This is a genomic window from Streptomyces bacillaris (assembly GCF_003268675.1).
Taxonomy (GTDB): domain Bacteria; phylum Actinomycetota; class Actinomycetes; order Streptomycetales; family Streptomycetaceae; genus Streptomyces; species Streptomyces bacillaris.
Window position 1 is genome coordinate 3,130,082 of record NZ_CP029378.1, and the last position, 24,762, is coordinate 3,154,843.

At 69.8% G+C, this 24,762-nt stretch carries 22 protein-coding genes and 1 pseudogene; 5 read left to right on the forward strand and 18 right to left on the reverse strand.

Translation table 11 applies throughout. From position 1 onward, the window contains the following. Positions 1 to 12: 12 nt before the first annotated feature. From recQ to DJ476_RS13190, 15 genes are all read right to left on the reverse strand, one after another. Complete coding sequence (gene recQ / locus DJ476_RS13120; protein WP_112492499.1) at positions 13 to 2,112, reverse strand: DNA helicase RecQ; 2,100 nt, start codon at positions 2,110 to 2,112, stop codon at positions 13 to 15. Positions 2,113 to 2,301: 189 nt separating this feature from the next. Continuing rightward, the gene (gene nuoN, locus DJ476_RS13125) at positions 2,302 to 3,966 is read right to left on the reverse strand and encodes an NADH-quinone oxidoreductase subunit NuoN (RefSeq protein WP_208853493.1); all 1,665 of its coding nucleotides are present in this window, start codon (positions 3,964 to 3,966) and stop codon (positions 2,302 to 2,304) included. After that, positions 3,963 to 5,534, reverse strand: coding sequence for an NADH-quinone oxidoreductase subunit M (locus DJ476_RS13130; protein ID WP_103416801.1), 1,572 nt, complete (start codon positions 5,532 to 5,534; stop codon positions 3,963 to 3,965). The genes nuoN and DJ476_RS13130 overlap by 4 nt, the downstream gene beginning before the upstream one ends. Before the next feature lie 4 nt (positions 5,535 to 5,538). Continuing rightward, on the reverse strand, positions 5,539 to 7,434 hold the full coding sequence (nuoL, locus tag DJ476_RS13135; protein ID WP_112490577.1) for an NADH-quinone oxidoreductase subunit L: 1,896 nt from the start codon (positions 7,432 to 7,434) through the stop codon (positions 5,539 to 5,541). Between the two features lie 13 nt (positions 7,435 to 7,447). After that, positions 7,448 to 7,747 (reverse strand): NADH-quinone oxidoreductase subunit NuoK, encoded by a 300-nt coding sequence (gene nuoK, locus DJ476_RS13140; protein ID WP_018490724.1) that lies wholly within the window; start codon positions 7,745 to 7,747, stop codon positions 7,448 to 7,450. Beyond that, the gene (locus DJ476_RS13145; protein ID WP_053559827.1) at positions 7,744 to 8,613 is read right to left on the reverse strand and encodes an NADH-quinone oxidoreductase subunit J; all 870 of its coding nucleotides are present in this window, start codon (positions 8,611 to 8,613) and stop codon (positions 7,744 to 7,746) included. The genes nuoK and DJ476_RS13145 overlap by 4 nt, the downstream gene beginning before the upstream one ends. After that, entirely contained in the window at positions 8,610 to 9,308 is a 699-nt protein-coding gene (gene nuoI / locus DJ476_RS13150) for an NADH-quinone oxidoreductase subunit NuoI (protein WP_112490578.1), read from the reverse strand. Before nuoI ends, DJ476_RS13145 begins: the two co-directional genes overlap by 4 nt. Next, the gene (gene nuoH, locus DJ476_RS13155) at positions 9,301 to 10,701 is read right to left on the reverse strand and encodes an NADH-quinone oxidoreductase subunit NuoH (protein WP_103416797.1); all 1,401 of its coding nucleotides are present in this window, start codon (positions 10,699 to 10,701) and stop codon (positions 9,301 to 9,303) included. The genes nuoI and nuoH overlap by 8 nt, the downstream gene beginning before the upstream one ends. Next, complete coding sequence (locus DJ476_RS13160; RefSeq protein WP_103416796.1) at positions 10,701 to 13,211, reverse strand: NADH-quinone oxidoreductase subunit G; 2,511 nt, start codon at positions 13,209 to 13,211, stop codon at positions 10,701 to 10,703. Before DJ476_RS13160 ends, nuoH begins: the two co-directional genes overlap by 1 nt. Next, positions 13,208 to 14,581 carry an NADH-quinone oxidoreductase subunit NuoF gene (nuoF, locus tag DJ476_RS13165; protein WP_181006430.1) on the reverse strand — a complete coding sequence of 458 codons (1,374 nt, stop codon included), beginning with the start codon at positions 14,579 to 14,581 and terminating at the stop codon, positions 13,208 to 13,210. The genes DJ476_RS13160 and nuoF overlap by 4 nt, the downstream gene beginning before the upstream one ends. Beyond that, positions 14,578 to 15,402 carry an NADH-quinone oxidoreductase subunit NuoE gene (nuoE, locus tag DJ476_RS13170; protein WP_103416795.1) on the reverse strand — a complete coding sequence of 275 codons (825 nt, stop codon included), beginning with the start codon at positions 15,400 to 15,402 and terminating at the stop codon, positions 14,578 to 14,580. Before nuoE ends, nuoF begins: the two co-directional genes overlap by 4 nt. 29 nt (positions 15,403 to 15,431) lie before the next feature. Next, positions 15,432 to 16,754 carry an NADH-quinone oxidoreductase subunit D gene (locus tag DJ476_RS13175; protein WP_103416794.1) on the reverse strand — a complete coding sequence of 441 codons (1,323 nt, stop codon included), beginning with the start codon at positions 16,752 to 16,754 and terminating at the stop codon, positions 15,432 to 15,434. Beyond that, positions 16,754 to 17,485: an NADH-quinone oxidoreductase subunit C gene (locus tag DJ476_RS13180; RefSeq protein WP_103416793.1), complete on the reverse strand. Its 732-nt coding sequence runs from the start codon at positions 17,483 to 17,485 to the stop codon at positions 16,754 to 16,756. Before DJ476_RS13180 ends, DJ476_RS13175 begins: the two co-directional genes overlap by 1 nt. Further along, entirely contained in the window at positions 17,482 to 18,036 is a 555-nt protein-coding gene (locus tag DJ476_RS13185; protein ID WP_018490715.1) for a NuoB/complex I 20 kDa subunit family protein, read from the reverse strand. The genes DJ476_RS13180 and DJ476_RS13185 overlap by 4 nt, the downstream gene beginning before the upstream one ends. An 18-nt stretch (positions 18,037 to 18,054) precedes the next feature. Beyond that, positions 18,055 to 18,414 carry an NADH-quinone oxidoreductase subunit A gene (locus DJ476_RS13190; protein ID WP_018490714.1) on the reverse strand — a complete coding sequence of 120 codons (360 nt, stop codon included), beginning with the start codon at positions 18,412 to 18,414 and terminating at the stop codon, positions 18,055 to 18,057. Positions 18,415 to 19,224: 810 nt separating this feature from the next. Between DJ476_RS13190 and DJ476_RS13195 the strand changes: the two genes are divergently transcribed. Beyond that, complete coding sequence (locus tag DJ476_RS13195) at positions 19,225 to 20,085, forward strand: C40 family peptidase (RefSeq protein WP_112490579.1); 861 nt, start codon at positions 19,225 to 19,227, stop codon at positions 20,083 to 20,085. 234 nt (positions 20,086 to 20,319) lie between these two features. Further along, the gene (locus DJ476_RS13200) at positions 20,320 to 20,784 is read left to right on the forward strand and encodes an SCO4402 family protein (RefSeq protein ID WP_318294639.1); all 465 of its coding nucleotides are present in this window, start codon (positions 20,320 to 20,322) and stop codon (positions 20,782 to 20,784) included. A gap of 93 nt (positions 20,785 to 20,877) precedes the next feature. On the opposite strand, the pseudogene DJ476_RS36040 reads toward DJ476_RS13200, so the two are convergent. Next, positions 20,878 to 20,977: pseudogene (locus DJ476_RS36040) on the reverse strand (IS5/IS1182 family transposase); the annotation flags it as partial. 124 nt (positions 20,978 to 21,101) lie between these two features. Next, positions 21,102 to 21,503, reverse strand: a complete 402-nt coding sequence (locus DJ476_RS13205; protein WP_318294640.1) for an ATP-binding protein — start codon at positions 21,501 to 21,503, stop codon at positions 21,102 to 21,104. Between the two features lie 267 nt (positions 21,504 to 21,770). On the opposite strand from DJ476_RS13205, the gene DJ476_RS13210 reads away from it, so the two are divergent. The 3 genes from DJ476_RS13210 (at position 21,771) to DJ476_RS13220 (ending at position 23,449) form a co-directional block, all read left to right on the forward strand. Beyond that, positions 21,771 to 22,625, forward strand: coding sequence for a helix-turn-helix domain-containing protein (locus DJ476_RS13210; protein ID WP_112490580.1), 855 nt, complete (start codon positions 21,771 to 21,773; stop codon positions 22,623 to 22,625). An 11-nt stretch (positions 22,626 to 22,636) separates the two neighbouring features. Further along, positions 22,637 to 22,834 (forward strand): DUF397 domain-containing protein, encoded by a 198-nt coding sequence (locus tag DJ476_RS13215; protein ID WP_112490581.1) that lies wholly within the window; start codon positions 22,637 to 22,639, stop codon positions 22,832 to 22,834. A 192-nt stretch (positions 22,835 to 23,026) separates the two neighbouring features. Beyond that, positions 23,027 to 23,449, forward strand: coding sequence for a hypothetical protein (locus tag DJ476_RS13220; protein ID WP_112490582.1), 423 nt, complete (start codon positions 23,027 to 23,029; stop codon positions 23,447 to 23,449). On the opposite strand, the gene DJ476_RS13225 is transcribed toward DJ476_RS13220, so the two are convergent. After that, positions 23,379 to 24,731, reverse strand: a complete 1,353-nt coding sequence (locus tag DJ476_RS13225) for an MFS transporter (RefSeq protein ID WP_112492500.1) — start codon at positions 24,729 to 24,731, stop codon at positions 23,379 to 23,381. The genes DJ476_RS13220 and DJ476_RS13225 overlap by 71 nt on opposite strands. Positions 24,732 to 24,762: the final 31 nt, after the last annotated feature.

The window sequence follows — 24,762 nt, forward strand, 5'->3', positions numbered from 1 at the left end:
CGGGCCACGCCCTCACTCGTACTCGGGCGGCTCCTCGTCCCAGGCGAACTCGGGGTCGCTGTACTGCTGGGTGGCGGCCGGGGCCTGCGGAGCCTTGTCGGTGCGGGGCGGGGCAGCCGGGGCCTTCGTACGGGACGGGGTCGCCGCCGGACGGGCCGCGGGAGCCGGGGCCTCCGTGGCCGTCGGTCCCGGGGACGTCTCCGCCAGGACCTCCAGCACGCCCTCCCCGTACGTCGCGAGCTTCTTCTCGCCCAGGCCGCTGATCCCGCCCAGCTCCGCCAGGGACGTCGGGTGGACCGTGGCGATCTCCCGCAGCGTCGCGTCGTGGAAGATCACGTACGCCGGGACGCCCTGCTCCTTGGCCGTCGCGCCGCGCCAGGCGCGCAGGGCCTCGAAGACCGGGACCGCGGAGGCGGGGAGGTCGGCCGCGGCCGCCTTGCCCTTGGCCCCCTTGCCGCCCGCCGCGGACGACGAGCGGGTCGTGGGCTTCTTGGGCTCCTTGCGGAGCAGGACCTCGCGCTCGCGGCCAAGGACCGTGGCACTGGCGTCGGTGAGGACCAGCGTGCCGTACTCCCCCTCCACCGCCAGCAGGCCCTGGGCCAGCAGCTGGCGGACCACGCCGCGCCACTCCGCCTCGGACAGCTCCTCGCCGATGCCGAAGACGGAGAGCTGGTCGTGATCGAACTGGATGACCTTGGCGGTCTTGCGGCCCAGCAGGATGTCGATGATCTGGCCCGCGCCGAACTTCTGGTTCCGCTCGCGCTTGAGGCGGACCACCGTGGAGAGCAGCTTCTGCGAGACGACCGTGCCGTCCCAGGTCTCCGGCGGGGTCAGGCAGGTGTCGCAGTTACCGCAGTTCGCCGCCGTGGGCTCCTGACCGAAGTAGGTCAGCAGCTGGGCCCGGCGGCACTGGACCGTCTCGCAGAGGGCCAGCATCGAGTCCAGGTGGGCGGCGGCCCGGCGGCGGAACGCCTCGTCGCCCTCCCCGCCCTGGATGAGCTTGCGCTGCTGGACGACGTCCTGGAGTCCGTACGCCATCCAGGCCGTCGACGGCTCCCCGTCCCGGCCCGCGCGGCCCGTCTCCTGGTAGTACCCCTCGACGGACTTCGGGAGGTCCAGGTGGGCGACGAAGCGGACGTCCGGCTTGTCGATGCCCATGCCGAAGGCGATGGTCGCGACGACGACGAGGCCCTCCTCCCGGAGGAAGCGCGACTGGTGGGCGGCGCGCGTGTTGGCGTCCAGGCCCGCGTGGTACGGCACGGCGTCGATGCCGTTGCGGGTCAGATACTCCGCGATCTTCTCGGTGGAGTTGCGCGAGAGGCAGTAGACGATGCCCGCGTCCCCGGCGTGCTCCTCCTGGAGAAAGGTGAGGAGCTGCTTCTTCGGGTCGGACTTCGGGACGATCCGGTACTGGATGTTGGGCCGGTCGAAGCTGGCGACGAAGTGCTTCGCCTCCGGCATCCCGAGGCGGCGGGTGATCTCCTGGTGCGTGGCGTCCGTGGCGGTCGCCGTCAGGGCGATGCGCGGGACGTCCGGCCACCGCTCACCGAGCACGGAGAGCGCCAGATAGTCCGGGCGGAAGTCGTGGCCCCACTGGGCCACACAGTGCGCCTCGTCGATCGCGAAGACGGAGATCTCGCCCCGGGCCAGCAGCGAGAGGGTGGAGTCCAGCCGCAGCCGCTCCGGCGCCAGATAGAGGATGTCCAGCTCACCCGCGAGGAACTGCGCCTCCATCGAGCGGCGCTCGTCGAAGTCCTGCGTGGAGTTCATGAAGCCGGCCCGCACACCGAGCGCCCGCAGGGCGTCGACCTGGTCCTGCATGAGGGCGATCAGCGGGGAGACGACGACCCCGGTGCCGCGCCTGACCAGGGACGGGATCTGGTAGCAGAGGGACTTTCCGCCACCGGTCGGCATGAGCACGACGGCGTCGCCGCCGGCCACCACATGCTCGATGACCGCGCCCTGCTCGCCGCGGAACGCGTCGTACCCGAAGACCCGGTGCAGCGTCCGCAGCGCCTCGGTCTCGGCCGCGCCGGTCCCGCCTCCGACCCCACCGCCGGTGTTGCCGTCGGTGTCGGTCCCGTTGCCGGTCACCGTCCCGGTCACATCCATGGTCACGCCCAATGCTCTGTCCCCCGGGGTCCGTGCCCGTCCGGTCCGCCGTCGGTCGCCCGTCGTCCCGGCCGCACGCCCGGCCCTGTCCGTCCTTGCTCCGTCCCCGACCACGATAGGCGGCTCCTACGACAACGCCGGACGGTCTGTGGATATCGACCGTCCGGCGCTGTGCGACAAGGGTTCCCGCTACCGCACGAAGACCCCCGCCTGGCCCGCCAGGTCCAGGAAGTACTGCGGGGCCAGGCCCAGCACCAGCGTGACCGCCACACCCACCGCGATCGTCGTCATCGTCAGCGGGGACGGGACGGCGACCGTGGGGCCGTCCGCCTTCGGCTCGCTGAAGAACATCAGGACGATCACCCGGATGTAGAAGAAGGCGGCGATGGCGGAGGAGATCACACCGACCACGACCAGCGCGCCCGCGCCGCTCTCCGCCGCCGCCTTGAAGACGGCGAACTTCCCGGAGAAGCCCGAGGTGAGCGGGATACCGGCGAAGGCGAGCAGGAACACCGCGAAGACCGCCGCCACCAGCGGCGAGCGGCGGCCGAGCCCGGCCCACTTCGACAGGTGCGTGGCCTCGCCGCCCGCGTCCCGTACCAGCGTGACGACCGCGAACGCGCCGACCGTCACGAAGGAGTACGCACCCAGGTAGAAGAGGACCGAGGAGACCCCCTCCGGGCTGGTGGCGATGACACCGGCCAGGATGAAGCCCGCGTGCGCGATCGAGGAGTAGGCCAGCAGCCGCTTGATGTCGGTCTGGGTGATCGCGACGACCGCCCCGCCCACCATCGTGACGATCGCAACCGCCCACAGGACCGGCCGCAGGTCCCAGGTGAGCCCGGGCAGCGCCACGTACAGCAGGCGCAGCAGCGCGCCGAACGCGGCGACCTTGGTGGCGGCGGCCATGAAGCCGGTGATCGGGGTGGGTGCGCCCTGGTAGACGTCCGGGGTCCACATGTGGAACGGGACGGCACCGACCTTGAAGAGCAGGCCGGTCAGGATCAGCGCGCCGCCCATGAGCAGCAGCGCGTCGTTGCCCATGGTGCCGGCGAGGGCGGGGTCGATCTCCAGGACCGCGCCGTCGACGACGTTGGCGATGGTGGCGTACGAGAGGGAGCCCGCGTAGCCGTAGAGGAGGGCGATCCCGAAGAGCATGAACGCCGAGGAGAACGCGCCGAGCAGGAAGTACTTCACGGCCGCCTCCTGCGACATCAGCCGCTTGCGGCGGGCGAGGGCGCAGAGGAGGTAGAGCGGGAGCGAGAAGACCTCCAGCGCGATGAAGAGCGTCAGCAGGTCGTTGGCGGCGGGGAAGACGAGCATGCCCGCCACCGAGAAGAGCGTCAGCGGGAAGACCTCGGTGGTGGTGAAGCCCGCGCGGACGGCGGCCTTCTCGCTGTCGCTGCCGGGGACCGTGCCGGCCTGGGCGGCGAAGGAGTCGACCTTCTTGCCGTGGGCCGTGGGGTCGAGCCGCCGCTCGGCGAAGGTGAAGACGGCCACCACGGCGACCAGGAGAATGGTCCCCTGCAGGAACAGGGTGGGGCCGTCGGTCGCGATGGCCCCCATGGCCGCGATCTGGGCCTTGGTGGTGGCGTACCCGCCGGCCGCGAGGGAGACCACGGCGGCGAACGCGGCGGCCAGCGCCACCACGGTCAGCAGGAGCTGGGTGTGGTAGCGGGCCTTACGCGGGACGAAGGCCTCCACCAGGATGCCCAGGACGGCCCCGATCACGACGATCAGGACGGGTGCCAGCTGGGCGTACTCGATGGTGGGCGCCGTGAAGCGGTCCCCCGGGGCTGCGGATGTCACCCCGCTCGCCGTCGTCCACAGGCTGTGGACAGCTGTTGCGCTCACTTGGCGGCCTCCACCTCGGGCTGGGGGTCCTTCTTCTGTACGTCGGACATGGTGTGCTGGACCGCCGGGTTGACGACCTCGGTGAGCGGCTTCGGGAAGACGCCCAGGAAGAGCAGGAGCGCGATCAGCGGTACGGCGACCGCCAGCTCACGCGCCTTGAGGTCGGGCATGGTGCGGACCGACTCGTTGACCGGGCCGGTCATCGTCCGCTGGTAGAGGACGAGGACGTAGAGCGCGGCCAGCACGATGCCGGTGGTGGCGATGATCCCGGCCACCGGATAGGCGCTGAACGTGCCGACCAGCACCAGGAACTCGCTGACGAACGGGGCGAGCCCCGGCAGCGACAGGGTCGCCAGACCGCCGATGAGGAAGGTGCCCGCCAGCACGGGGGCGACCTTCTGCACCCCGCCGTAGTCCGCAATGAGCCGCGAGCCGCGCCGGGTGATGAGGAATCCGGCGACCAGCAGCAGCGCGGCGGTGGAGATGCCGTGGTTGACCATGTAGAGCGTGGCGCCCGACTGGCCCTGGCTGGTCATCGCGAAGATGCCGAGGATGATGAAGCCGAAGTGCGAGATCGAGGCGTAGGCGATAAGCCGCTTGATGTCGCGCTGGCCGACCGCGAGCAGCGCTCCGTAGACGATGGAGACGAGCGCCAGGGCGATGACGACCGGGGTCGCCCACTTGCTGGCCTCCGGGAAGAGCCCGAGGCAGAAGCGGAGCATCGCGAAGGTGCCGACCTTGTCGACGATCGCGGTGATGAGCACGGCGACCGGTGCGGTGGCCTCGCCCATCGCGTTGGGCAGCCAGGTGTGCAGCGGCCAGAGCGGGGCCTTGATCGCGAAGGCGAGGAAGAACCCGAGGAAGAGCCACCGCTCGGTGCTGGTCGCCATCGCCAGGTCGCCGTTGGCGCGGGCCGCCGCGATCTCGGTGAGCGAGAAGCTGCCCGCGACCACGTAGAGCCCGATGACGGCGGCAAGCATGATCAGCCCGCCGGCCAGGTTGTAGAGGAGGAACTTGACCGCCGCGTACGAGCGTTGCTTGGCGGCGTTCTCGTCGCTGCCCCCGTGGGCCCGGTCCCCGAAGCCGCCGATGAGGAAGTACATCGGGATGAGCATGGCTTCGAAGAGGATGTAGAAGAGGAAGACGTCGGTCGCGAGGAACGACAGGATCACCATGGCCTCGACCATGAGGATCAGTGCGAAGAAGCCCTGGGTGGGCCGCCAGCGCGAGGACTTCGTCTCCAGGGGGTCGGCGTCGTGCCAGCCGGCCACGATGACGAACGGGATCAGCAGCGCGGTGAGCCCGAGGAGGGCCACCCCGATGCCGTCCACGCCCAGTTCGTACCGGACGCCGAAGTCCGCGATCCAGGCCCGGGACTCGGTGAGCTGGTAGCGGTCGCCGCCCGGCTCGAAGCGGGCGAAGACGATGCCCGCCAGGACGAGCGTGCCGAGCGAGAAGAGCAGCGCGACCCACTTGGCCACGGTGCGCTGTGCGGCGGGGACGGCGGCGGTGGCGATGGCTCCGATGGCCGGGAGCGCCGCCGTCGCGGTCAGGAGGGGAAAGGACATGTGATCAGACCGCCCTCATCAGCAGGGTCGCGGCGATGACGATCGCCGCACCGCCGAACATCGAGACCGCGTAGGAGCGGGCGTAGCCGTTCTGCAGCTTGCGCAGCCGGCCGGAGAGTCCGCCGACCGAGGCGGCCGTGCCGTTGACGACGCCGTCGACCAGGGAGTGGTCCACGTAGACCAGCGAGCGGGTGAGGTGCTCGCCGCCGCGGACCAGGACCACGTGGTTGAAGTCGTCCTGGAGCAGGTCGCGGCGGGCCGCCCGGGTGAGCAGCGAGCCGCGCGGGGCCACGACCGGCACCGGCCTGCGCCCGTACATCGCCCAGGCGATCGCGACGCCGATGACCAGCGCCACCACGGTGGCTCCGGTGACGGTGGCCACGCTCAGCGGGGAGTGGCCGTGGTCGTAACCGGTGACCGGCTCCAGCCAGTTGACGAAGCGGTCCCCGATGGCGAAGAAGCCACCGGCGAAGACCGACCCGACGGCCAGCACGATCATCGGGATCGTCATGGACTTCGGGGACTCGTGCGGGTGCGGCTCGCGGCCCTCGGCGTCGGGCTGCCAGCGCTTCTCGCCGAAGAAGGTCATCAGCATCACGCGCGTCATGTAGAACGCGGTGATCGCGGCGCCCAGCAGGGCGACGGAGCCGAGGATCCAGCCCTCGGTGCCGCCCTTGGCGAAGGCCGCCTCGATGATCTTGTCCTTGGAGAAGAAGCCGGAGAGGCCCGGGAAGCCGATGATGGCGAGGTAGCCGAGGCCGAAGGTGATGAAGGTGACCGGCATGTACTTCCGCAGGCCGCCGTACTTGCGCATGTCGACCTCGTCGTTCATGCCGTGCATCACCGAACCGGCCCCCAGGAAGAGCCCGGCCTTGAAGAAGCCGTGCGTCACCAGGTGCATGATCGCGAAGATGTAGCCGATCGGGCCGAGGCCCGCGGCGAGGATCATGTAGCCGATCTGGGACATCGTCGAGCCGGCGAGCGCCTTCTTGATGTCGTCCTTGGCGCAACCGACGATCGCACCGAAGATCAGCGTGACCGCACCGACGATGGCGACGACCAGCTGGGCGTCCGGGGCGCCGTTGAAGATGGCACCGGAGCGGACGATCAGATAGACACCGGCGGTGACCATGGTCGCGGCGTGGATGAGGGCGGAGACCGGGGTCGGGCCCTCCATCGCGTCACCGAGCCAGGACTGCAGCGGCACCTGGGCCGACTTGCCGCAGGCGGCCAGCAGCAGCATCAGGCCGATCGCCGTCAGCTTGCCCTCGCTGGTGTCTCCGGTCGCCTCCAGCACCGACCCGAAGGCGAAGGTGCCGAAGGTGGTGAACATCAGCATGATGGCGATCGAGAGCCCCACGTCACCGACGCGGTTGACCAGGAACGCCTTCTTCGCGGCGGTGGCCGCGCTGGGCTTGTGCTGCCAGAAGCCGATGAGCAGGTACGACGCCAGACCGACGCCTTCCCACCCGACGTACAGCAGCAGGTAGTTGTCGGCGATGACGAGGATCAGCATCGCCGCGAGGAACAGGTTGAGATAGCCGAAGAAGCGGCGCCTGCGCTCGTCGTGCTCCATGTAGCCGATGGAGTAGATGTGGATCAGGGTGCCCACACCGGTGATGAGCAGGACGAACGTCATCGACAGCTGGTCGAGCTGGAAGGCGATGTCGGCCTGGAAGCCCTCCACCGGAATCCAGCTGAACAGGTGCTGGTGCAGGGCCCGGTCGTCGGCGCCCTTCCCCAGCATGTCGGTGAAGAGGACGACACCGATGACGAACGAGGCGGCGGCGAGCGCGGTGCCGAGCCAGTGCCCGGTCTTGTCCAGCCGTCGGCCGCCGCAGAGCAGGACCGCCGCTCCGAGCAGGGGCGCCGCGACGAGCAGCGCGATCAGGTTCTCCACGATTCCGGTCCCCTTACAGCTTCATCAGGCTGGCGTCGTCGACCGAGGCCGAGTGGCGGGAGCGGAACAGCGACACGATGATCGCGAGCCCGACGACGACTTCCGCGGCGGCGACGACCATCACGAAGAACGCGACGATCTGCCCGTCGAGGTTTCCGTGCATCCGGGAGAAGGTGACGAGCGCCAGGTTGCACGCGTTGAGCATCAGCTCGATGCACATGAACAGGACGATCACGTTCCGCCGGATCAGCACCCCGCAGGCGCCGATCGCGAAGAGCAGGGCCGCGAGGTAGAGGTAGTACACCGGGTTCACTTGGCGGCCTCCGAATTCTCCGCCGCGGAGGCGGGGTTGGCCCCCCGTGCCACGGCGTCCGCGTCCTCACGTCCGAGCCGCTCGCCGGAGCGCTGCTCCAGCGCCTTGAGATCGGCGAGCGCCTCCTGCGAGACGTCGCGGATCTGGCCCCGGTCGCGCAGCGTCTTCATGACCGTCAGGTCGGACGGGGTGCCGTCGGGGAGCAGACCGGCGATGTCCACCGCGTTGTGCCGGGCGTAGACGCCGGGGGCGGGCAGCGGCGGGAGGTGCTTGCCCTCGCGCACGCGCTGCTCGGACAGCTCCCGCTGGGTGCGGGCCCGCTCGGTGCGCTCGCGGTGCGTGAGCACCATGGCCCCGACGGTGGCGGTGATCAGCAGGGCGCCGGTGATCTCGAACGCGAAGACGTACTTGGTGAAGATGAGGTTGGCGAGGCCCTCCACGTTGCCGCCGTGCAGGGCGTTGGCGGCGCCGAGCCCGTTGAACGTGGACAGCGACGCGTTGCCGATGCCCCCGATCAGCAGGATGCCGAAGCCGAGCCCGCAGCCGATGGCCAGCCAGCGCTGCCCCTTCAGGGTCTCCTTGAGGGAGTCCGCCGCGGTGACGCCGACGAGCATGACGACGAAGAGGAACAGCATCATGATCGCGCCGGTGTAGACGATGATCTGGACGATGCCGAGGAAATAGGCGCCGTTGGCGAGGTAGAAGACGGCCAGGATCACCATCGTCCCGGCGAGCGCCAGGGCGCTGTGCACGGCCTTCTTCAGCAGGATCGTGGCGAAGGCGCCGATCACGGCGACGGTCCCCAGGATCCAGAACTGGACGGCCTCACCGGTGGAGGTGGTGGTGGCCGCGGCGATCGCGTTCATGCGCCCGCCCCCCTGTCCTGCCGTGCGCCGCCCGTGGACGCGGACTCGGCGTCGGCGGACTCGTCGGGCTTCTCCCGCTCGCCCTTGGAGAGCGCCGGCTGCACCACCGTGCCGGGGGCGGCCTCGGTGACCAGGCCCCGGTAGTAGTCCTGTTCGTCCATGCCGGGGTAGATCGCGTGCGGGCTGTCGACCATGCCCTCCTCCAGCCCCGCGAGCAGCTCGTCCTTGGTGTAGATGAGGCTCTCGCGGCTGGTGTTGGCCAGCTCGAACTCGTTGGTCATCGTCAGCGCCCGGGTGGGGCAGGCCTCGATGCAGAGTCCGCAGAGGATGCAGCGCGCGTAATTGATCTGGTAGACGCGGCCGTACCGCTCGCCCGGGGAGTAGCGCTCCTCCTCGGTGTTGTCCGCGCCCTCCACGTAGATGGCGTCCGCCGGACACGCCCAGGCGCACAGCTCGCAGCCGACGCACTTCTCCAGACCGTCCGGGTGGCGGTTGAGCTGGTGGCGGCCGTGGAAGCGGGGTGCCGTCACCTTCGGCGTCTCGGGATACTGCTCGGTCAGCCGCTTCTTGAACATGGCCTTGAAGGTCACGCCGAAGCCGGCCACCGGGTTCTGGAACTTCTCCCCCGCCGAACCCGATTCGCCCGAGGACCCAGCGGATCCCGATGAGCCCGTGAGCTCTGGTTTCTCAGACACCGCCGGCCTCCTTTCCGTCACTCGCGTTTCCGTCACTCTGAGTATCGGGACCACCACTGACAACGAGCTCCCGCTCGCGCCTCGGCACCCGCCTGGGCACCGGCGGCAGCGTCTGTCCGGGCAGCGGCGGCACCGGATAGCCGCCCGCCATCGGGTCGAAGGCGGGCTCCGGTCCGGCCGCCTCTTCCTGGGCCTTGGCCCTGCGGTCCCGGAACATGTCGACGACCAGGGAGATCAGCAGGATCGCGAGGATGGCCCCGCCGACGTACAGGACGATCCGCGAGAAGTCGTACCCCTCGTTCCGCAGCGCGCGGACGGTGGCGACGAGCATCAGCCAGCCCACCGAGACCGGGATGAGGACCTTCCAGCCGAGCTTCATCAGCTGGTCGTAGCGGACGCGCGGCAGGGTGCCGCGCAGCCAGATGAAGAAGAAGATCAGCAGCTGGAGCTTGAGGAAGAACCAGAGCATCGGCCACCAGCCGTGGTTCGCCCCCTCCCAGAACGCGGAGATCGGGTACGGGGCGCGCCAGCCGCCGAGGAACAGCGTCACCGCGATCATCGACACGGTGACCATGTGGATGTACTCGGCGAGCATGAACATCGCGAACTTGATGGAGCTGTACTCGGTGTTGAAGCCGCCGACGAGGTCGCCCTCGGACTCCGGCATGTCGAACGGCGCCCGGCTGGCCTCACCGACCATCGTCACCATGTAGATGATGAAGGACATCGGCAGCAGGATCAGATACCAGCGGTCCGCCTGCGCCTCCACGATCGCGGAGGTCGACATCGACCCGGAGTAGAGGAAGACCGAGGCGAACGCGGCGCCCATGGCGATCTCGTAACTGATCATCTGGGCACACGAGCGGATCCCGCCGAGCAGCGGGTACGTCGAGCCGGAGGACCAGCCGCCGAGCACGAACCCGTACACCCCGACCGCGCCGACGGCGAGGATGTAGAGCGCGGCGATCGGCAGGTCGGTGAGCTGCATCGTCGTACGGGTGCCGAAGATGGAGATCTCGTTGCCCGCCGGGCCGAAGGGGATGACCGCGATGGCCATGAAGGCGGGGATCGCCGCGAGGATCGGGGCGAGGATGTAGACCGCCTTGTCCGCCCGCTTGACGATGACGTCTTCCTTCAGCATCAGTTTGACGCCGTCGGCGAGCGACTGGAGCAGCCCCCAGGGGCCGTGCCGGTTGGGGCCGATGCGCAACTGCATCCAGGCGACGACCTTGCGCTCCCACACGATGGAGAAGAGCACGATCAGCATCAGGAACGCGAAGCAGAAGACCGCCTTGAGCAGCACCAGCCACCAGGGGTCGGTGCCGAACATCGAGAGATCCTCGGCGGCGAGGACGGCACCCCCGGGCGCCGTCGCGAGTGCGGTGAGGCCCATCACGCTCGTACCTCCGATGGTTCGACGGGAGCACCCGGTGCGGCGGCGGGGCCGATGCGCACCAGGCCGCCGGGGTTCGCACCGGTGTCGGCGGGGATGCCGCGTCCCACCGAGTTCAGCGGCACCCAGACCACGTGGTCCGGCATGTCGGTGACCTGGAGGGGGAGTTCGACGGTGCCGGTGGGGCCGGTGACGGCGAGCAGGTCGCCGTCCTTGACGCCGGTCCCGGCCGCGGTGGCGGGCGAGAGCCGGGCGAGAGCCGCGTGCCGGGTCCCGGCGAGCGCGGTGTCGCCCTCCTGGAGCCGGCCGAGGTCGAGCAGCAGCCGGTGGCCCGCGAGGATCGCCTCGCCGTCGCCCGGCCGGGGCAGCGGCTGCGACGGCTCGCGCGGGTCGTCCGCGTGGCCGCCGTCCCAGCCGCCGAGCCGGTCCAGCTCGCGGCGGGCGGCGGTCAGGTCGGGCAGCGCGAAGTGCACGTCCATGGCGTCGGCCAGCATGTGCAGCACACGGGAGTCGGTCGGCGAGAGCGTACGGGGCATCTGCTCGGGCTTCAGCGCCGCCTGGAACATCCGGACCCGGCCCTCCCAGTTGAGGAAGGTGCCGGACTTCTCCGCGACGGCGGCGACCGGGAGGACCACGTGGGCCCGCTCGGTGACCGCGCTCGGCCGCAGCTCCAGCGAGACCAGGAAGCCGACCTCGTCCAAGGCCTTCAGCGCCCGCGCCGGGTCCGGCAGGTCCTCCACACCGACGCCGGCGACGAGCAGCGCGCCCAGCTCACCGGTGGCCGCGGCCTCGATGATCTGGCCGGTGTCGCGGCCGTGGCGGGAGGGGAGTTCGGCGACGCGCCAGACGGCGGCCACCTCCTCCCGGGCCCGTGGGTCGGTGGCCGGGCGGCCGCCGGGGAGCAGGGTGGGGAGCGCGCCGGTCTCGACCGCGCCCCGGTCGCCCGCCCGGCGCGGAATCCACACCAGGCGTGCGCCGGTCGCGGTGGCGGTACGGATGGCAGCGGAAAGTGCGCCGGGCACCCCCGCCAGCCGCTCCCCCACGATGATCAGGGAGTGCTCACCGCGCAGCGCCTCGGCGGCCGCGGCCCCTTCGGCGTCCAGGCCGACCCCGCCCGCGAGCGCGTCCAGCCACTCGGTCTCGGTGCCGGGGGCGGCGGGCAGCAGCGTGCCGCCCGCCTTCACCAGGCCGCGCGTGGCGTGCGAGGCGAGGGCGAAGGTCTTCTGGCCGCTCTTGCGGTGGGCCTTGCGGAGCCGGAGGAAGACGCCGGGGGCCTCCTCCTCGGACTCGAACCCGACGAGCAGGACCGCAGGGGCCTTCTCCAGCGCGGAGTACGTGACCCCCTCGCCGTCCAGGTCCCGGCCGCGCCCGGCGACGCGGGCGGCCAGGAAGTCGGCCTCCTCGGCGCTGTGGACGCGGGAGCGGAAGTCGATGTCGTTGGTGTCGAGGGCGACCCGGGCGAACTTGCTGTACGCGTAGGAGTCCTCGACGGTCAGCCGGCCGCCGGTCAGGACGCCGGTACGGCCCCGGGCCGCGAGCAGTCCGGCCGCCGCGACCTCCAGCGCCTCGGGCCAGCTCGCCGGCTCCAGGACGCCGTCGGCGTTGCGGACCAGCGGGGTGGTGAGGCGGTCGCGCTGCTGGGCGTAGCGGAAGCCGAACCTCCCCTTGTCGCAGATCCACTCCTCGTTGACCTCGGGCTCGTTGGCCGCGAGGCGCCGCATGACCTTGCCGCGCCGGTGGTCGGTGCGCATCCCGCAGCCGCCCGCGCACTGCTCGCACACCGAGGGGGTGGAGACCAGGTCGAAGGGGCGGGAGCGGAAGCGGTACGCCGCCGAGGTCAGCGCGCCGACCGGGCAGATCTGGATGGTGTTGCCGGAGAAGTACGACTCGAAGGGATCGCCCTCGCCGGTGCCGACCTGCTGGAGGGCGCCGCGCTCGATCAGCTCGATCATCGGGTCGCCCGCCACCTGGTTGGAGAACCGGGTGCAGCGCGCGCAGAGCACGCACCGCTCACGGTCCAGCAGCACCTGGGTGGAGATGGGGACGGGCTTCTCGAAGGTCCGCTTCTTGCCCTCGAAGCGGGATTCGGCGTCGCCGTGGGACATCGCCTGGTTCTGCAGCGGGCACTCGCCGCCCTTGTCGCAGACCGGGCAGTCCAGCGGGTGGTTGATCAGCAGCAGCTCCATCACGCCCTTCTGCGCCTTCTCGGCGACAGGAGAGGTGATCTGCGACTTGACGACCATGCCGTCGGTGCAGGTGATGGTGCAGGAGGCCATCGGCTTCCGCTGGCCCTCGACCTCGACGATGCACTGGCGGCAGGCGCCGGCCGGGTCGAGGAGCGGGTGGTCGCAGAAGCGCGGGATCTCGATGCCGAGGAGTTCGGCGGCGCGGATGACCAGGGTCCCCTTCGGGACGCTGATCTCGATGCCGTCGATGGTCAGCGTGACCAGGTCCTCGGGCGGGATGGCCGCCTCGCCGCCCCCGGAGGGCGCACTCGTGGTGACTGTCATGCGTTCACCCCCCGGTGAGCGTGTGCGGTCTTGTCGTCGGCCCAGGCCGTGGATTTCGCGGGGTCGAAGGGGCAGCCCTTGCCCGTGATGTGCTGTTCGTACTCCTCGCGGAAGTACTTGAGCGAGGAGAAGATCGGGGCGGCGGCGCCGTCGCCGAGCGCGCAGAACGACTTGCCGTTGATGTTGTCGGCGATGTCGTTGAGCTTGTCCAGGTCGGACATCTCGCCCCTGCCCGCTTCGAGGTCGCGCATCAACTGGACCAGCCAGTACGTCCCTTCGCGGCAGGGAGTGCACTTGCCGCAGGACTCGTGGGCGTAGAACTCGGTCCAGCGGGTGACGGCCCGCACCACGCAGGTCGTCTCGTCGAAGCACTGGAGCGCCTTGGTGCCGAGCATGGAGCCGGCGGCGCCGACGCCCTCGTAGTCGAGGGGGACGTCGAGGTGCTCGTCGGTGAGCATCGGGGTGGAGGAGCCGCCGGGGGTCCAGAACTTGAGGCGGTGGCCGGGGCGCATCCCGCCGCTCATGTCGAGCAGTTGGCGGAGCGTGATGCCGAGCGGGGCCTCGTACTGGCCGGGGCTGGCGACGTGGCCGCTGAGCGAGTAGAGCGTGAAGCCCGGGGACTTCTCGCTGCCCATCGACTTGAACCAGTCCTTGCCCTTGTTCAGGATCGCGGGAACCGAGGCGATGGACTCGACGTTGTTCACCACAGTGGGGCAGGCGTACAGACCGGCGACCGCAGGAAAGGGGGGCCGCAGCCGGGGCTGGCCACGCCGTCCTTCGAGAGAGTCGAGCAGCGCGGTTTCCTCACCACAGATGTACGCACCGGCGCCCGCGTGCACCGTGAGTTCCAGATCGAGCCCTGAACCCAGGATGTTCGTCCCCAGATAACCCGCCTCGTACGCCTCTCGTACGGCCTCGTGCAGTCGTCGCAGCACGGGGACGACCTCACCGCGCAAGTAGATGAACGCGTGCGACGAACGGATCGCGTAACAGGCGATCACGATGCCCTCGATGAGGCTATGTGGGTTCGCGAAGAGGAGCGGGATGTCCTTGCAGGTCCCCGGCTCCGACTCGTCGGCGTTGACAACTAGATAGTGCGGTTTGCCGTCTCCCTGCGGGATGAACTGCCACTTCATCCCGGTGGGGAAGCCAGCCCCGCCGCGTCCGCGCAGACCGGAGTCCTTGACGTACGCGATGAGGTCGTCGGGGTCCATGGCGAGGGCCTTGCGCAGCCCCTCGTACCCCTCGTGGCGGCGGTAGGTCTCCAGGGTCCAGGACTCGGGCTGGTCCCAGAAGGTGGAGAGGACGGGGGCGAGCAGCTTCTCGGGGCTCGTCCCGTTGTGGTCGATCTCGGCGGCCAAGGTCATCACTCCCCCTCCTCGGCGGTGGGCCCGGCCGGGTGCTCCGGGTCGGAGGCCGAGGTCTGCTGCGGTGCGTCGTGCGAGCTGAGGTGCTCGGACGGCGAAGGGTCGTGCGGCTGGCCGTCCTTGGGCCGGCCGTCGCGCGGGGCGACGACGCGGGCCTTGGGCAGTGCCTCGCCCTTGGAGAGCCGGAGCCCGACGAGGGAAGCGGGTCCCGCGCCGCCGGAGGCCTCGACAGCTCCGGGGCGCTCGTCGGGGAAGCCGGCCAGGATGCGGGCGGTCTCCTTGTACGAGCAGATCGGGGCGCCCCGGGTGGGCTCGACGGTCCGCCCGGCGATCAGGTCGTCGACGAGCTGCGTGGCGCTCTCGGGCGTCTGGTTGTCGAAGAACTCCCAGTTCACCATCACGACGGGCGCGAAGTCGCAGGCGGCGTTGCACTCGATGTGTTCGAGGGTGACCTTGCCGTCCTCGGTCGTCTCGTTGTTGCCGACGCCGAGGTGCTCCTTGAGCGTGTCGAAGATGGCGTCGCCCCCCATGACCGCGCACAGGGTGTTGGTGCAGACCCCTACCTGGTAATCACCGCTGGGCTTGCGGCGGTACATGGAGTAGAAGGTGGCGACGGCCGTGACCTCGGCGGTGGTGAGGCCCAGCGTCTCGGCGCAGAAGGCCATGCCCGTACGGGAGACGTATCCCTCCTCGGACTGGACGAGGTGGAGCAGCGGCAGCAGTGCGGAGCGGGTTCCCGGGTAGCGGGCGATCACCTCCTTCGCGTCCGCGTCGAGCCGGGCGCGCACGTCGGCCGGGTAGGGGGTGGCGGGGAGCTGCGGCATCCCCAGACTGACCTCTTGATTTGCTGCGGTCACCGGTCGACGCCTCCCATCACGGGGTCGATGGACGCGACGGCGACGATCACGTCGGCGACCTGGCCGCCCTCGCACATCGCCGCCATGGCTTGCAGATTGGTGAAGGACGGGTCGCGGAAGTGGACCCGGTAGGGGCGGGTGCCGCCGTCGGAGACGACGTGCGCGCCGAGTTCGCCCTTGGGGGACTCGACGGCCGCGTAGGCCTGGCCTGCCGGGACCCGGAAGCCTTCGGTCACCAGCTTGAAGTGGTGGATCAGGGCCTCCATGGAGGTGCCCATGATGTTCCTGATGTGGTCGAGCGAGTTGCCGAGTCCGTCCGCGCCGAGGGCGAGCTGGGCGGGCCAGGCGATCTTCTTGTCGGCGACCATGACCGGGCCCGGCTCCAGGCGGTCCAGGCACTGCTCGATGATGCGGAGCGACTCGCGCATCTCGTCCATGCGGATCAGGAAGCGTCCGTAGGAGTCGCAGGTGTCCGCGGTCGGCACCTCGAAGTCGTAGGTGTCGTAGCCGCAGTAGGGGTCGCTCTTGCGCAGGTCGTGCGGGAGCCCGGCGGAGCGCAGGATCGGCCCGGTGGTGCCCAGCGCCATGCAGGCGGTGAGGTCGAGGTAGCCGACGTCCTTCATGCGGGCCTTGAAGATGGGGTTGCCGGTGGCGAGCTTGTCGTACTCCGGCAGGTTCTTCTTCATGGTCTTGATGAACTCGCGCAGCGCGTCGACCGCGCCCGGGGGCAGGTCCTGGGCGAGGCCGCCGGGGCGGATGAACGCGTGGTTCATCCGGAGGCCGGTGATCAGCTCGAAGAGGTCGAGAACCAGTTCACGGTCGCGGAGGCCGTAGATCATGATCGTGGTCGCGCCCAGCTCCATACCGCCGGTGGCGATGCAGACCATGTGCGAGGAGATCCGGTTCAGCTCCATCAGGAGCACGCGCAGGACCGTGGCCCGGTCGGGGATCTGGTCCTCGATGCCGAGGAGCTTCTCCACGCCCAGGCAGTACGCCGTCTCGTTGAAGAACGGCGTCAGGTAGTCCATGCGCGTGACGAACGTGGTGCCCTGGGTCCAGCTGCGGAATTCGAGGTTCTTCTCGATCCCGGTGTGGAGGTAGCCGATGCCGCAGCGGGCCTCGGTGACGGTCTCGCCGTCGATCTCCAGGATCAGCCGCAGCACGCCGTGCGTGGACGGGTGCTGGGGACCCATGTTGACGATGATGCGTTCGTCGTCGGACTTGGCGGCGGATTCGACGACCTCGTCCCAGTCGCCGCCGGTGACTGTGTAGACAGTCCCCTCGGTCGTGGCACGGGGCGTTGCGTGGGGAGTGGTCATCAGGAGTACGACCTCCGCTGGTCCGGAGCCGGGATCTGGGCGCCCTTGTACTCGACGGCGATGCCGCCGAGCGGGTAGTCCTTGCGCTGCGGGAAGCCCTGCCAGTCGTCCGGCATCATGATTCGGGTGAGGGCCGGGTGCCCGTCGAAGACGATGCCGAAGAAGTCGTACGCCTCGCGCTCGTGCCAGTCGTTGGCCGGATAGACCTCGACCAGGGACGGGATGTGCGGGTCGCTGTCCGGGGCGGAGACCTCCAGCCGGATGATCCGGCCGTGGGTGAGGGACCGCAGGTGGTAGACGGCGTGCAGCTCGCGGCCCTTGTCCCCGGGGAAGTGGACACCGCTGACGCCCGTACAGAGTTCGAAGCGCAGGGCGGGGTCGTCGCGCAGGGTGCGGGCGACCCGGACCAGGTGCTCGCGGGCGATGTGGAAGGTCAGCTCGCCACGGTCGACGACGGTGCGCTCGATGGCGTTCTCGGGGAGCAGGTCCTGCTCCTCCAGAGCCCCTTCGAGTTCGTCGGCCACCTCGTCGAACCAGCCGCCGTAGGGGCGGGTGGCGGCGCCGGGCAGGGTGACGGTGCGGATGAGGCCGCCGTAACCGGAGGTGTCGCCGCCGTTGTTGGCGCCGAACATGCCCCGGCGTACGCGGATGACCTCGCCGCCGGTGTCGCGCGGGGCGGGTACGGCGTTGCCGTTCTGCTCGCCGTCGTTGGCGTTCGGGTTCTCGGTCACCGCAGGAGCCCCTTCATCTCGATCAGGGGCAGCGCCTTGAGGGCCGCTTCCTCGGCCTCGCGGGCGGCTTCCTCCGCGTTGACCCCGAGCTTGCCGTCCTGGATCTTCTGGTGGAGCTTGAGGATGGCGTCCAGCAGCATTTCGGGGCGTGGCGGGCATCCCGGCAGATAGATGTCGACCGGAACAATATGGTCGACTCCCTGCACAATGGCGTAATTGTTGAACATTCCGCCCGATGAAGCGCAAACCCCCATGGAGATGACCCACTTGGGGTTGGGCATCTGGTCGTAGACCTGCCGCAGGACGGGCGCCATCTTCTGGCTGACCCGTCCGGCGACGATCATCAGGTCGGCCTGGCGCGGCGATCCGCGGAAAACCTCCATCCCGAACCGGGCCAGGTCGTAGCGGCCGGCGCCGGTCGTCATCATCTCGATGGCGCAGCAGGCGAGGCCGAACGTGGCCGGGAAGACGGAGGACTTCCGCACCCAGCCTGCGGCCTGTTCGACCGTGGTCAGCACGAAGCCGCTGGGCAGCTTCTCTTCGAGTCCCATGGTGTGCTCCTCAGCCCCTCAGTCCCATTCCAGGCCGCCGCGACGCCAGACATACGCATAGGCGACGAAGACGGTGAGCACGAAGAGCAGCATCTCCACGAGCCCGAAGATCCCCAGGGCGTCGAAGGAGACGGCCCAGGGATAGAGGAAGACGATCTCGATGTCGAAGACGATGAAAAGCATCGCCGTCAGGTAGTACTTGATGGGGAAGCGGCCGCCTCCGGCCGGTGTCGGCGTGGGTTCGATGCCGCACTCGTACGCTTCGAGCTTTGCCCGGTTGTACCGCCTGGGGCCGATAAGCGTGGCCATGACCACGGAGAAGATCGCAAACCCTGCCCCCAGGGCGCCGAGCACGAGGATGGGCGCGTAGGCATTCACGCTCCTCGCTCCTTCCAGTCGTCCTTGACCGTTGGACCGCATCGGGCGACCGGCTCGCCACCTCACCAAGATCGTGCACATGTGAGGCAGTTCACAAGCCCGACTGCCCCGCATCCTATGCCCGTCCCCCTGTGATCTGCGACACGGGGTACGACAACGGCTTTGTGATCTCCACCACCTGACGAAGGATCATGAAGTCGTATGAGCGGTGATCTTCGTACGCGAAGCGGCGAAGTGATCACGAGACGTGACATTCACTGGTGTTACCCCTGGTCAAAGGGGTGCGGCGCTATCAATGGAGGGCCCCTGCAAGCAAATTGGCGGTGGACGGCGGCGGAGTGATAAGGGAACCGATCGTCGATCACCCTCACCCGGACGAGGGGTCGCGGGGACCGAAGGGGACATGTGCACCCATTCACGAACTTCCCGGATCACGGACAGACGATCCAGAGAGGGAGACCGGGATCGACGGAGAGGGTGACGGAGGGACCGCCTCCGCGCGGCCGGGCGGACCGCGATCGCGTACGCGAGGGTTGCCCGTCACCGACCACTCACCCTGTGACCTGCGCCACGGCGGCCCGCCTCCGGGAAAACCGGGCTTGGCCATCGGTGTGAACGGATGGTAGGCAGCGGGCAATTCGGGCGTATTACCGAAAGGCCGTGATCACGGCCCTGATCATCCATGCCCGTTTTGCCCGTTACGGCGTCAATAAAGGCGCCCGGAAAGCGGATTCACAGATTCCGGACGTAACTGTGTCGCAACACACGTTTCTTGATGGGACCCCTACAGCCCTGATAGCGCTAGTACCCATGTCCCACACCGCTCACATACCCAGCCACCGGAAGCCCCGCCGTCGCGCCTCGAAGTCGGCGCTGCGAGCCGGAGTTGCCGGTGGCGTCCTCAGCACCGTCGCGGTCGCGGGTGCGGCCGGTCCGGCCCAGGCCGAGCCGGTGACCCAGACGATCGAGATGCCCACCATCACCTCCGGGCTCGCCACCGCCGTCGCCGCCTCCGCGCAGGCCACGCAGCAGGTCGCCCTCGACCTGGAGGCCCAGGCCCACGAGGACGCCGCGGCCCAGGACGCCGCGAAGGCGGCCAAGAAGGCCAAGGCCGAGGCCGTCCGGAAGGCCGAGGCGGAGAAGAAGGCGGAAGCCGCCGCCAAGGCGAAGGCCGAGGCCGAGGCCGAGGAGCGCGCCGAGCGCGCCTCCCGTACCGCCGCGCGCACGACGCTCAGCGCACCCTCCAGCTCCTCCTCGGGCAACTCGGCCACCGCTTCGGCCCCGTCGTCCGCCCCCTCCACCTCGTCGAACGCCACGGGCTCCGCCGCCTCCATCGTCGCGTTCGCCAAGGCCCAGGTCGGCGACGCGTACGTGTCCGGTGGCACCGGCCCCAACGCGTGGGACTGCTCCGGCCTGGTCCAGGCCGCGTACCGCTCGGTCGGCATCGACCTGCCCCGCGTCTCGCAGGCCCAGTCGACCGCCGGCACCCAGGTCTCGCTGAGCAACCTCCAGTCCGGCGACATCCTGTACTGGGGCGCCGCGGGCAGCGCGTACCACGTGGCGATCTACGTGGGCGGCGGCCAGTTCGTCGGCGCGCAGAACTCCAGCACCGGTACGGTGCAGCGCTCGATGGACTACGACCGGCCGACCGGCGCGGTCCGCGTTCTCTGATTCACAAGCACATCGCAGTACGGCCGAGGGCCGCCACTTCCCCGCTCGGGAGTGGCGGCCCTCGGCCGTCGCCGGTGCTTCTGCGGCAGGCTGGCCTGTGTCCTGCGGTACGGGGGCGGCTCGTCGTGCGTCGTGGGGTGAGTGGACCTCCGACGGGGAGGATGACGTCACCGGTCTCCTCGCGGCGCGCTGCCCGGCCAGGAGTTGTCCGGCCGATCATGCGATTGTTGGCTCGTGATTGATCACGGTATTGCTCTGCCGTACTACCGCCTCCATGTGGCGCCCGCCGTCGTGGCGCTGGCGAGCCCGACATGGCAGCGCGATGTGTGGCTCGATCCGGGTCAGTTCGAAGACCTCGACTACACGGTGCATGTGCTTTTCGACGACTTCTGCGATGCGGACAATCCGTCGCCCTGGCTGGGGCAGTGCCTTCGTAGCGAGGAGGAGGTTGAGCTGATGGCAGGTCTCGGTGCCGCCTTCAACGCTGTACAGGACTCGATCGGCTCCGCTGCCCCCGACGAGGTCTATCTGGACTCCCCGGGCTGGTCCGCCGTGGTCGCTGCGGCAGCTCGATTGGCCCAGGTGATGGTGTCCAATGATCACTTGGCGTTGAGCAAGCTGCATGACGCCGGCTATCGCTGGCCGCTCGGCACCGAGCCGGTGGCGTCCGGGACGGACGACCAGCACAGCGATTCATGACCTCAGCCGGATGACCAGGGCCCCAGCGGAGACCGTTCCACGGAAGACGTAGCCGCGCTTGCCGTACCGCGTTGCCATGGCCCGGGAGTTCGTTCTTCAGCCGATTGATGGTCCGCTTGGCGGTGTTGCGGTTCTTGTACCGCTCCTCGTCGAAGCCCGCTGGTCGACCACCGCGTGAACCTTTACGAAGGCGGGCGGCCCAGGCCTTCGCTCGCCTCCTCCGCCAGTCGGCCGAGGAGGCCCTGCGACAGCAGCTCGTCCTAATGTGCTGCCGCCTGGCCGCCCGGGGGTGTGAGGACGAACCAGACGGTGTTGGTTCAGCGGGTGTTCGCCTGGCGCGTGCTGCTTCCCCAGCTGGTGGCCAAGCCGTCGACGACGAGCAGGCCGCGGCCGCCTTCGCCGTCGGGGCGCTCCGGCGGGTCCGGCAGGGGGCCGGGGCCGTCGTCGGTGACGTGGACCGCCACCTGGTCGCGGTCCACCGTGACCTCGACCCGGACCAACTGCGAACTCGTATGGCAGTACACGTTGGCCACCACCTCACTCACGCAGAGCCGGGCGTCGTCAGCGAGTGCGGAGTGCGCACCGGTCCGCAGGAGCGTTCCGACGAAGTCCCGCGCGATCTTCGCGGCGGCGGGTGAGTTGGGCATCGCCAGCTGGTAGCCCTCGAAGGGGCGGGGGACGTTCGGGAAGGGGGCGGGTGGCGCGATGACGGCCGGCATGGGGGTCTCCCTACGTGAGCCAGAGTCGGTGGGCGCGCCATTCCGTGTTCGGCTGCCGTGGCTCCGGCCGCATACAGGTACCGGTCAAGGCCCCTGCGTACGGCTGCACTTCGGCGTTCATGTCCGGCGCGTCGGTCTCCGGGACAAGCTAGGGTCAATAAATAACCCGGTACAATAATGCACTTCATCCATTCACTCGCATGGGTGAACTCGTCGTCGGCCGCCCAGAGCCCTGCGACACTGCACAGGCAGACAGGGGAAGGTGACATGCCACCAAGGGACAACCCGACCGCCCGCCAGGTCCGCCTGGGCGCCGAGCTGAGGAAGCTCCGGGAGCGTGCGGGCAAGACCGCCCGGGAAGCAGCCGGGCGCATCTCGACCGATCAGGCCAGGATCAGCAACATCGAGGCCGGACGCAGCGGCATCGGCGAGGAGCGCATCCGCCGGCTGGCGAGCTTCTACGCCTGTGACGACGAGGCCCTGATCGACGCCCTGTGCGCCATATCCCGTGAGCACCGGGGGCAGTTCTGGTGGGACGAGTACCGCGGGGTGCTCGCGCCCGGCTTCCTGGACATCGCGGAGCTGGAGCACCATGCGCGCTACATGCACAGCTTTCAGCCGGTGACGATGCCCGGTTTGCTCCAGACACCCGAGTACGCGCGAGCGCTGTTCAGCGCAGCCCTGCCCAGGCTGCCCGAGGACGAAGTGGAGGCCCGGGTGGAGCACCGCATGCGGAGAGCGACCGTTCTCGACCGGGACGAGCCGCCGGAGTTCGCGTCCATCGTCCATGAGGCGGCGCTGCGGGTGCGGGTCGGCGGACGCAAGGTCGCCCGCGCCCAGTTGGAGTATCTGCTGGAAGCGACGGACCGGCCCAACGTGTCCCTGCGGGTCATCCCATTCGCCAGCGAGCTGCACGTGGACATGACCCACACCGTTCTGTACGCGGGTGGCGTGGTGCCCCAGCTCGACACGGTGCACATCGACGCCCCCACTCGCAGCCCCTACCTGGACGCGGAGGCGGAGTTGCATCGCTTCCGGCTGTTGCTCGATCTGGGCCGGACAGCATCGCTGGACCCTGCGGAGTCACTGAGCTTCATCCAACACCTCGCACGGGATATGTGAGAATTCCCTGCATGAACTCAGCGCTTGAGTGGCAGAAGTCCACCTTCTCCAGCACGCAGGAGCAGTGCGTGGAGATCACCGAGCACGCCGGTCAGATCCTCATGCGCGAAAGCGACGATCCCGGCACCGTGGCCATCACCTCCCGCGAGAAGTTCGCCGCGTTCATCAAGGGCGTCAAGGCAGGCGAGTTCGACCACTTCGCCCAGTAGGGCGTCCCGGACTCTCCGCGCCACGAAGGCCCTCCACCGCGCGGTGGAGGGCCTTCGCACGTATGAGCCAGCATTTTTGTTCCGGAACATGGTTGAGCCGTAGCGACGCGTGACGTTACGGTCACCGCAGTTGGACCGGGCCGCCCTGTCGAGGTGCCCGGTGTCCCGGACGCTGCGATCGGACGGTCGACCATGCGCACTTCTCCCCGCACCACCGCCCCCGTACAGGCCCTGGTCCAGCACGGGTTCCGGTTCGAAGTCCTGCGGTACGGGCCCGCCAACGGGTTCGTCCCCGAGCCGGTCGATCTCCGGCTCCTCGCCAACCCCCGTGACGTCATCCGTGTCCTGCGCGTCCAGCTCCGCTCCAGCCACGTCCTCGGGCTGACCTCGTACGAAGCCGGGCGGGCCCTCTACTGGGCCGACCAGCGCGGCTGGGTGCAGGCCCTCGGGGCGCTGCACCGGGGGGAGAACTGCGGGTTCACCCTGATGCTCCGCAAGGGGCGGCACATGGAGTGGCATGTGCGGCCCCTCACGTACCTGACGCTCAGCCCGCCGTGCTCCCACTCGCCCGCTCCCGCGAGCGCACCCGCCGCAGTCTCCGCGCGCCCTCGGTGAGCAGCGCCAGGGCCATCAGCACGGCGCTCACCCAGACCGGCGCCCGGTAGCCCCCTCCCGCCTCCAGGGCCAGGCCGCCCGCCCACGGGCCCACCGCCGCCCCGAGGTTGAACGCGCTCGTGCCGAAGGCACCCGCCAGCGTGGACGACCGGCCGGCCAGGCCGAGGACCCGGGTGATCAGGGCCGTGCCCGTACCGAAGGCGAGCATGCCGAGGAGCGGGATCAGGGCGAGGGCGGCGAGCGGTCGGCCCGCTGTCAGGGCCAAGGCGCTCCAGCCGAGGGCCAGGGCGGTCATCCCGTACGCGATGAAGGCCGTGGGCCGACGTTCGGCGTACCGTCCCGCCGCCCCCACCCCGAGGAACGCCCCCGCCCCGAAGAGCGCGAGGGCGACGGGCACCCAGGTGGTGGTGAGGCCGGTCGTGCGGGTGAGGAGCGGTTCCAGGTAGGAGAACGCGCAGAAGGTGGCGCCCTGGACGAGAGCCATGGTGAGGAGGGTGAGGCGGAGGTGCGGGGCGGTGAGGAGGAGGCGGAGTTCGTTCCGTACGGGGGTGGGGGCGGGTGCGGAAGTCGGCCCGGAGGCCGGGGCGGGGGCCTGGGCCCTCCCGGGTACCTGCCCTGCCGAGGCCGTCCCGCGTGTCCGGGCTGCCGAGCCCGCCCCGCGCGCCCCGGCGGCCGGAGCCGTCCCGCGCGTGTCGGCCACCGGAGCCGTCCCGCCTCCCCGGCCCCGGCCGCCCGGGATGCCGCCCGGGATGGACCGTGTGATCGCCCAGAGCGCCGGCAGGGACACCACCGCGACCGCCCAGAACGCCGCTCGCCACCCCCACCGCTCCCCCAGCACCGCTCCGGCCGGTACGCCGACGACGCAGGCGATCGTCACCCCGCCGACCACCACGGCCGTGGCCCGGCCCCTCAGCCCGTCGGGGACCATCGAGACCGCCGCCGCCAGGGCGACCGCCCAGAAACCCGCGTTGGCGAGGGCGCCGACGAAGCGGGCGGCGAGGAGGACTCCGTAACCCGGGGTCAGCGCACCCACGATGTGCACCGCGATGAACACGGCCAGGAAGAGCAGGAGAGCCCGGCGCCTGGGCCACGTACGGCTGAAGAGGGCCATCAAGGGCGCGCCGAGGACCATCCCCACGGCAAAGGCGGAGGTGAGGAGTCCGGCGGCGGAGAGGGAGACGTCCAGGTCGGTGGCGATGGCCGAGACGAGGCCGGAGAGCATGAACTCGGAGGTGCCCTGGGCGAAGACCGCGAGCCCGAGGACATAGACGGCGAACGGCAGTGGCAGTGGCCGTAGCCGTGGCTGCCGCCGT

Bases quoted from the DNA above. Each gene is read 5' to 3' on its own strand.
- recQ (WP_112492499.1), bottom strand. From the start codon at position 2,112: ATGGATGTGACCGGGACGGTGACCGGCAACGGGACCGACACCGACGGC.
- DJ476_RS13130 (WP_103416801.1), bottom strand. From the start codon at position 5,534: ATGTCCTTTCCCCTCCTGACCGCGACGGCGGCGCTCCCGGCCATCGGA.
- DJ476_RS13145 (WP_053559827.1), bottom strand. From the start codon at position 8,613: ATGAACGCGATCGCCGCGGCCACCACCACCTCCACCGGTGAGGCCGTC.
- nuoH (WP_103416797.1), bottom strand. From the start codon at position 10,701: ATGGGCCTCACCGCACTCGCGACGGCGCCCGGGGGTGCCGTCCTCGCC.
- DJ476_RS13160 (WP_103416796.1), bottom strand. From the start codon at position 13,211: ATGACAGTCACCACGAGTGCGCCCTCCGGGGGCGGCGAGGCGGCCATC.
- nuoE (WP_103416795.1), bottom strand. From the start codon at position 15,402: ATGCCGCAGCTCCCCGCCACCCCCTACCCGGCCGACGTGCGCGCCCGG.
- DJ476_RS13175 (WP_103416794.1), bottom strand. From the start codon at position 16,754: ATGACCACTCCCCACGCAACGCCCCGTGCCACGACCGAGGGGACTGTC.
- DJ476_RS13185 (WP_018490715.1), bottom strand. From the start codon at position 18,036: ATGGGACTCGAAGAGAAGCTGCCCAGCGGCTTCGTGCTGACCACGGTC.
- DJ476_RS13195 (WP_112490579.1), top strand. From the start codon at position 19,225: ATGTCCCACACCGCTCACATACCCAGCCACCGGAAGCCCCGCCGTCGC.
- DJ476_RS13205 (WP_318294640.1), bottom strand. From the start codon at position 21,503: ATGCCGGCCGTCATCGCGCCACCCGCCCCCTTCCCGAACGTCCCCCGC.
- DJ476_RS13210 (WP_112490580.1), top strand. From the start codon at position 21,771: ATGCCACCAAGGGACAACCCGACCGCCCGCCAGGTCCGCCTGGGCGCC.
- DJ476_RS13215 (WP_112490581.1), top strand. From the start codon at position 22,637: ATGAACTCAGCGCTTGAGTGGCAGAAGTCCACCTTCTCCAGCACGCAG.
- DJ476_RS13220 (WP_112490582.1), top strand. From the start codon at position 23,027: ATGCGCACTTCTCCCCGCACCACCGCCCCCGTACAGGCCCTGGTCCAG.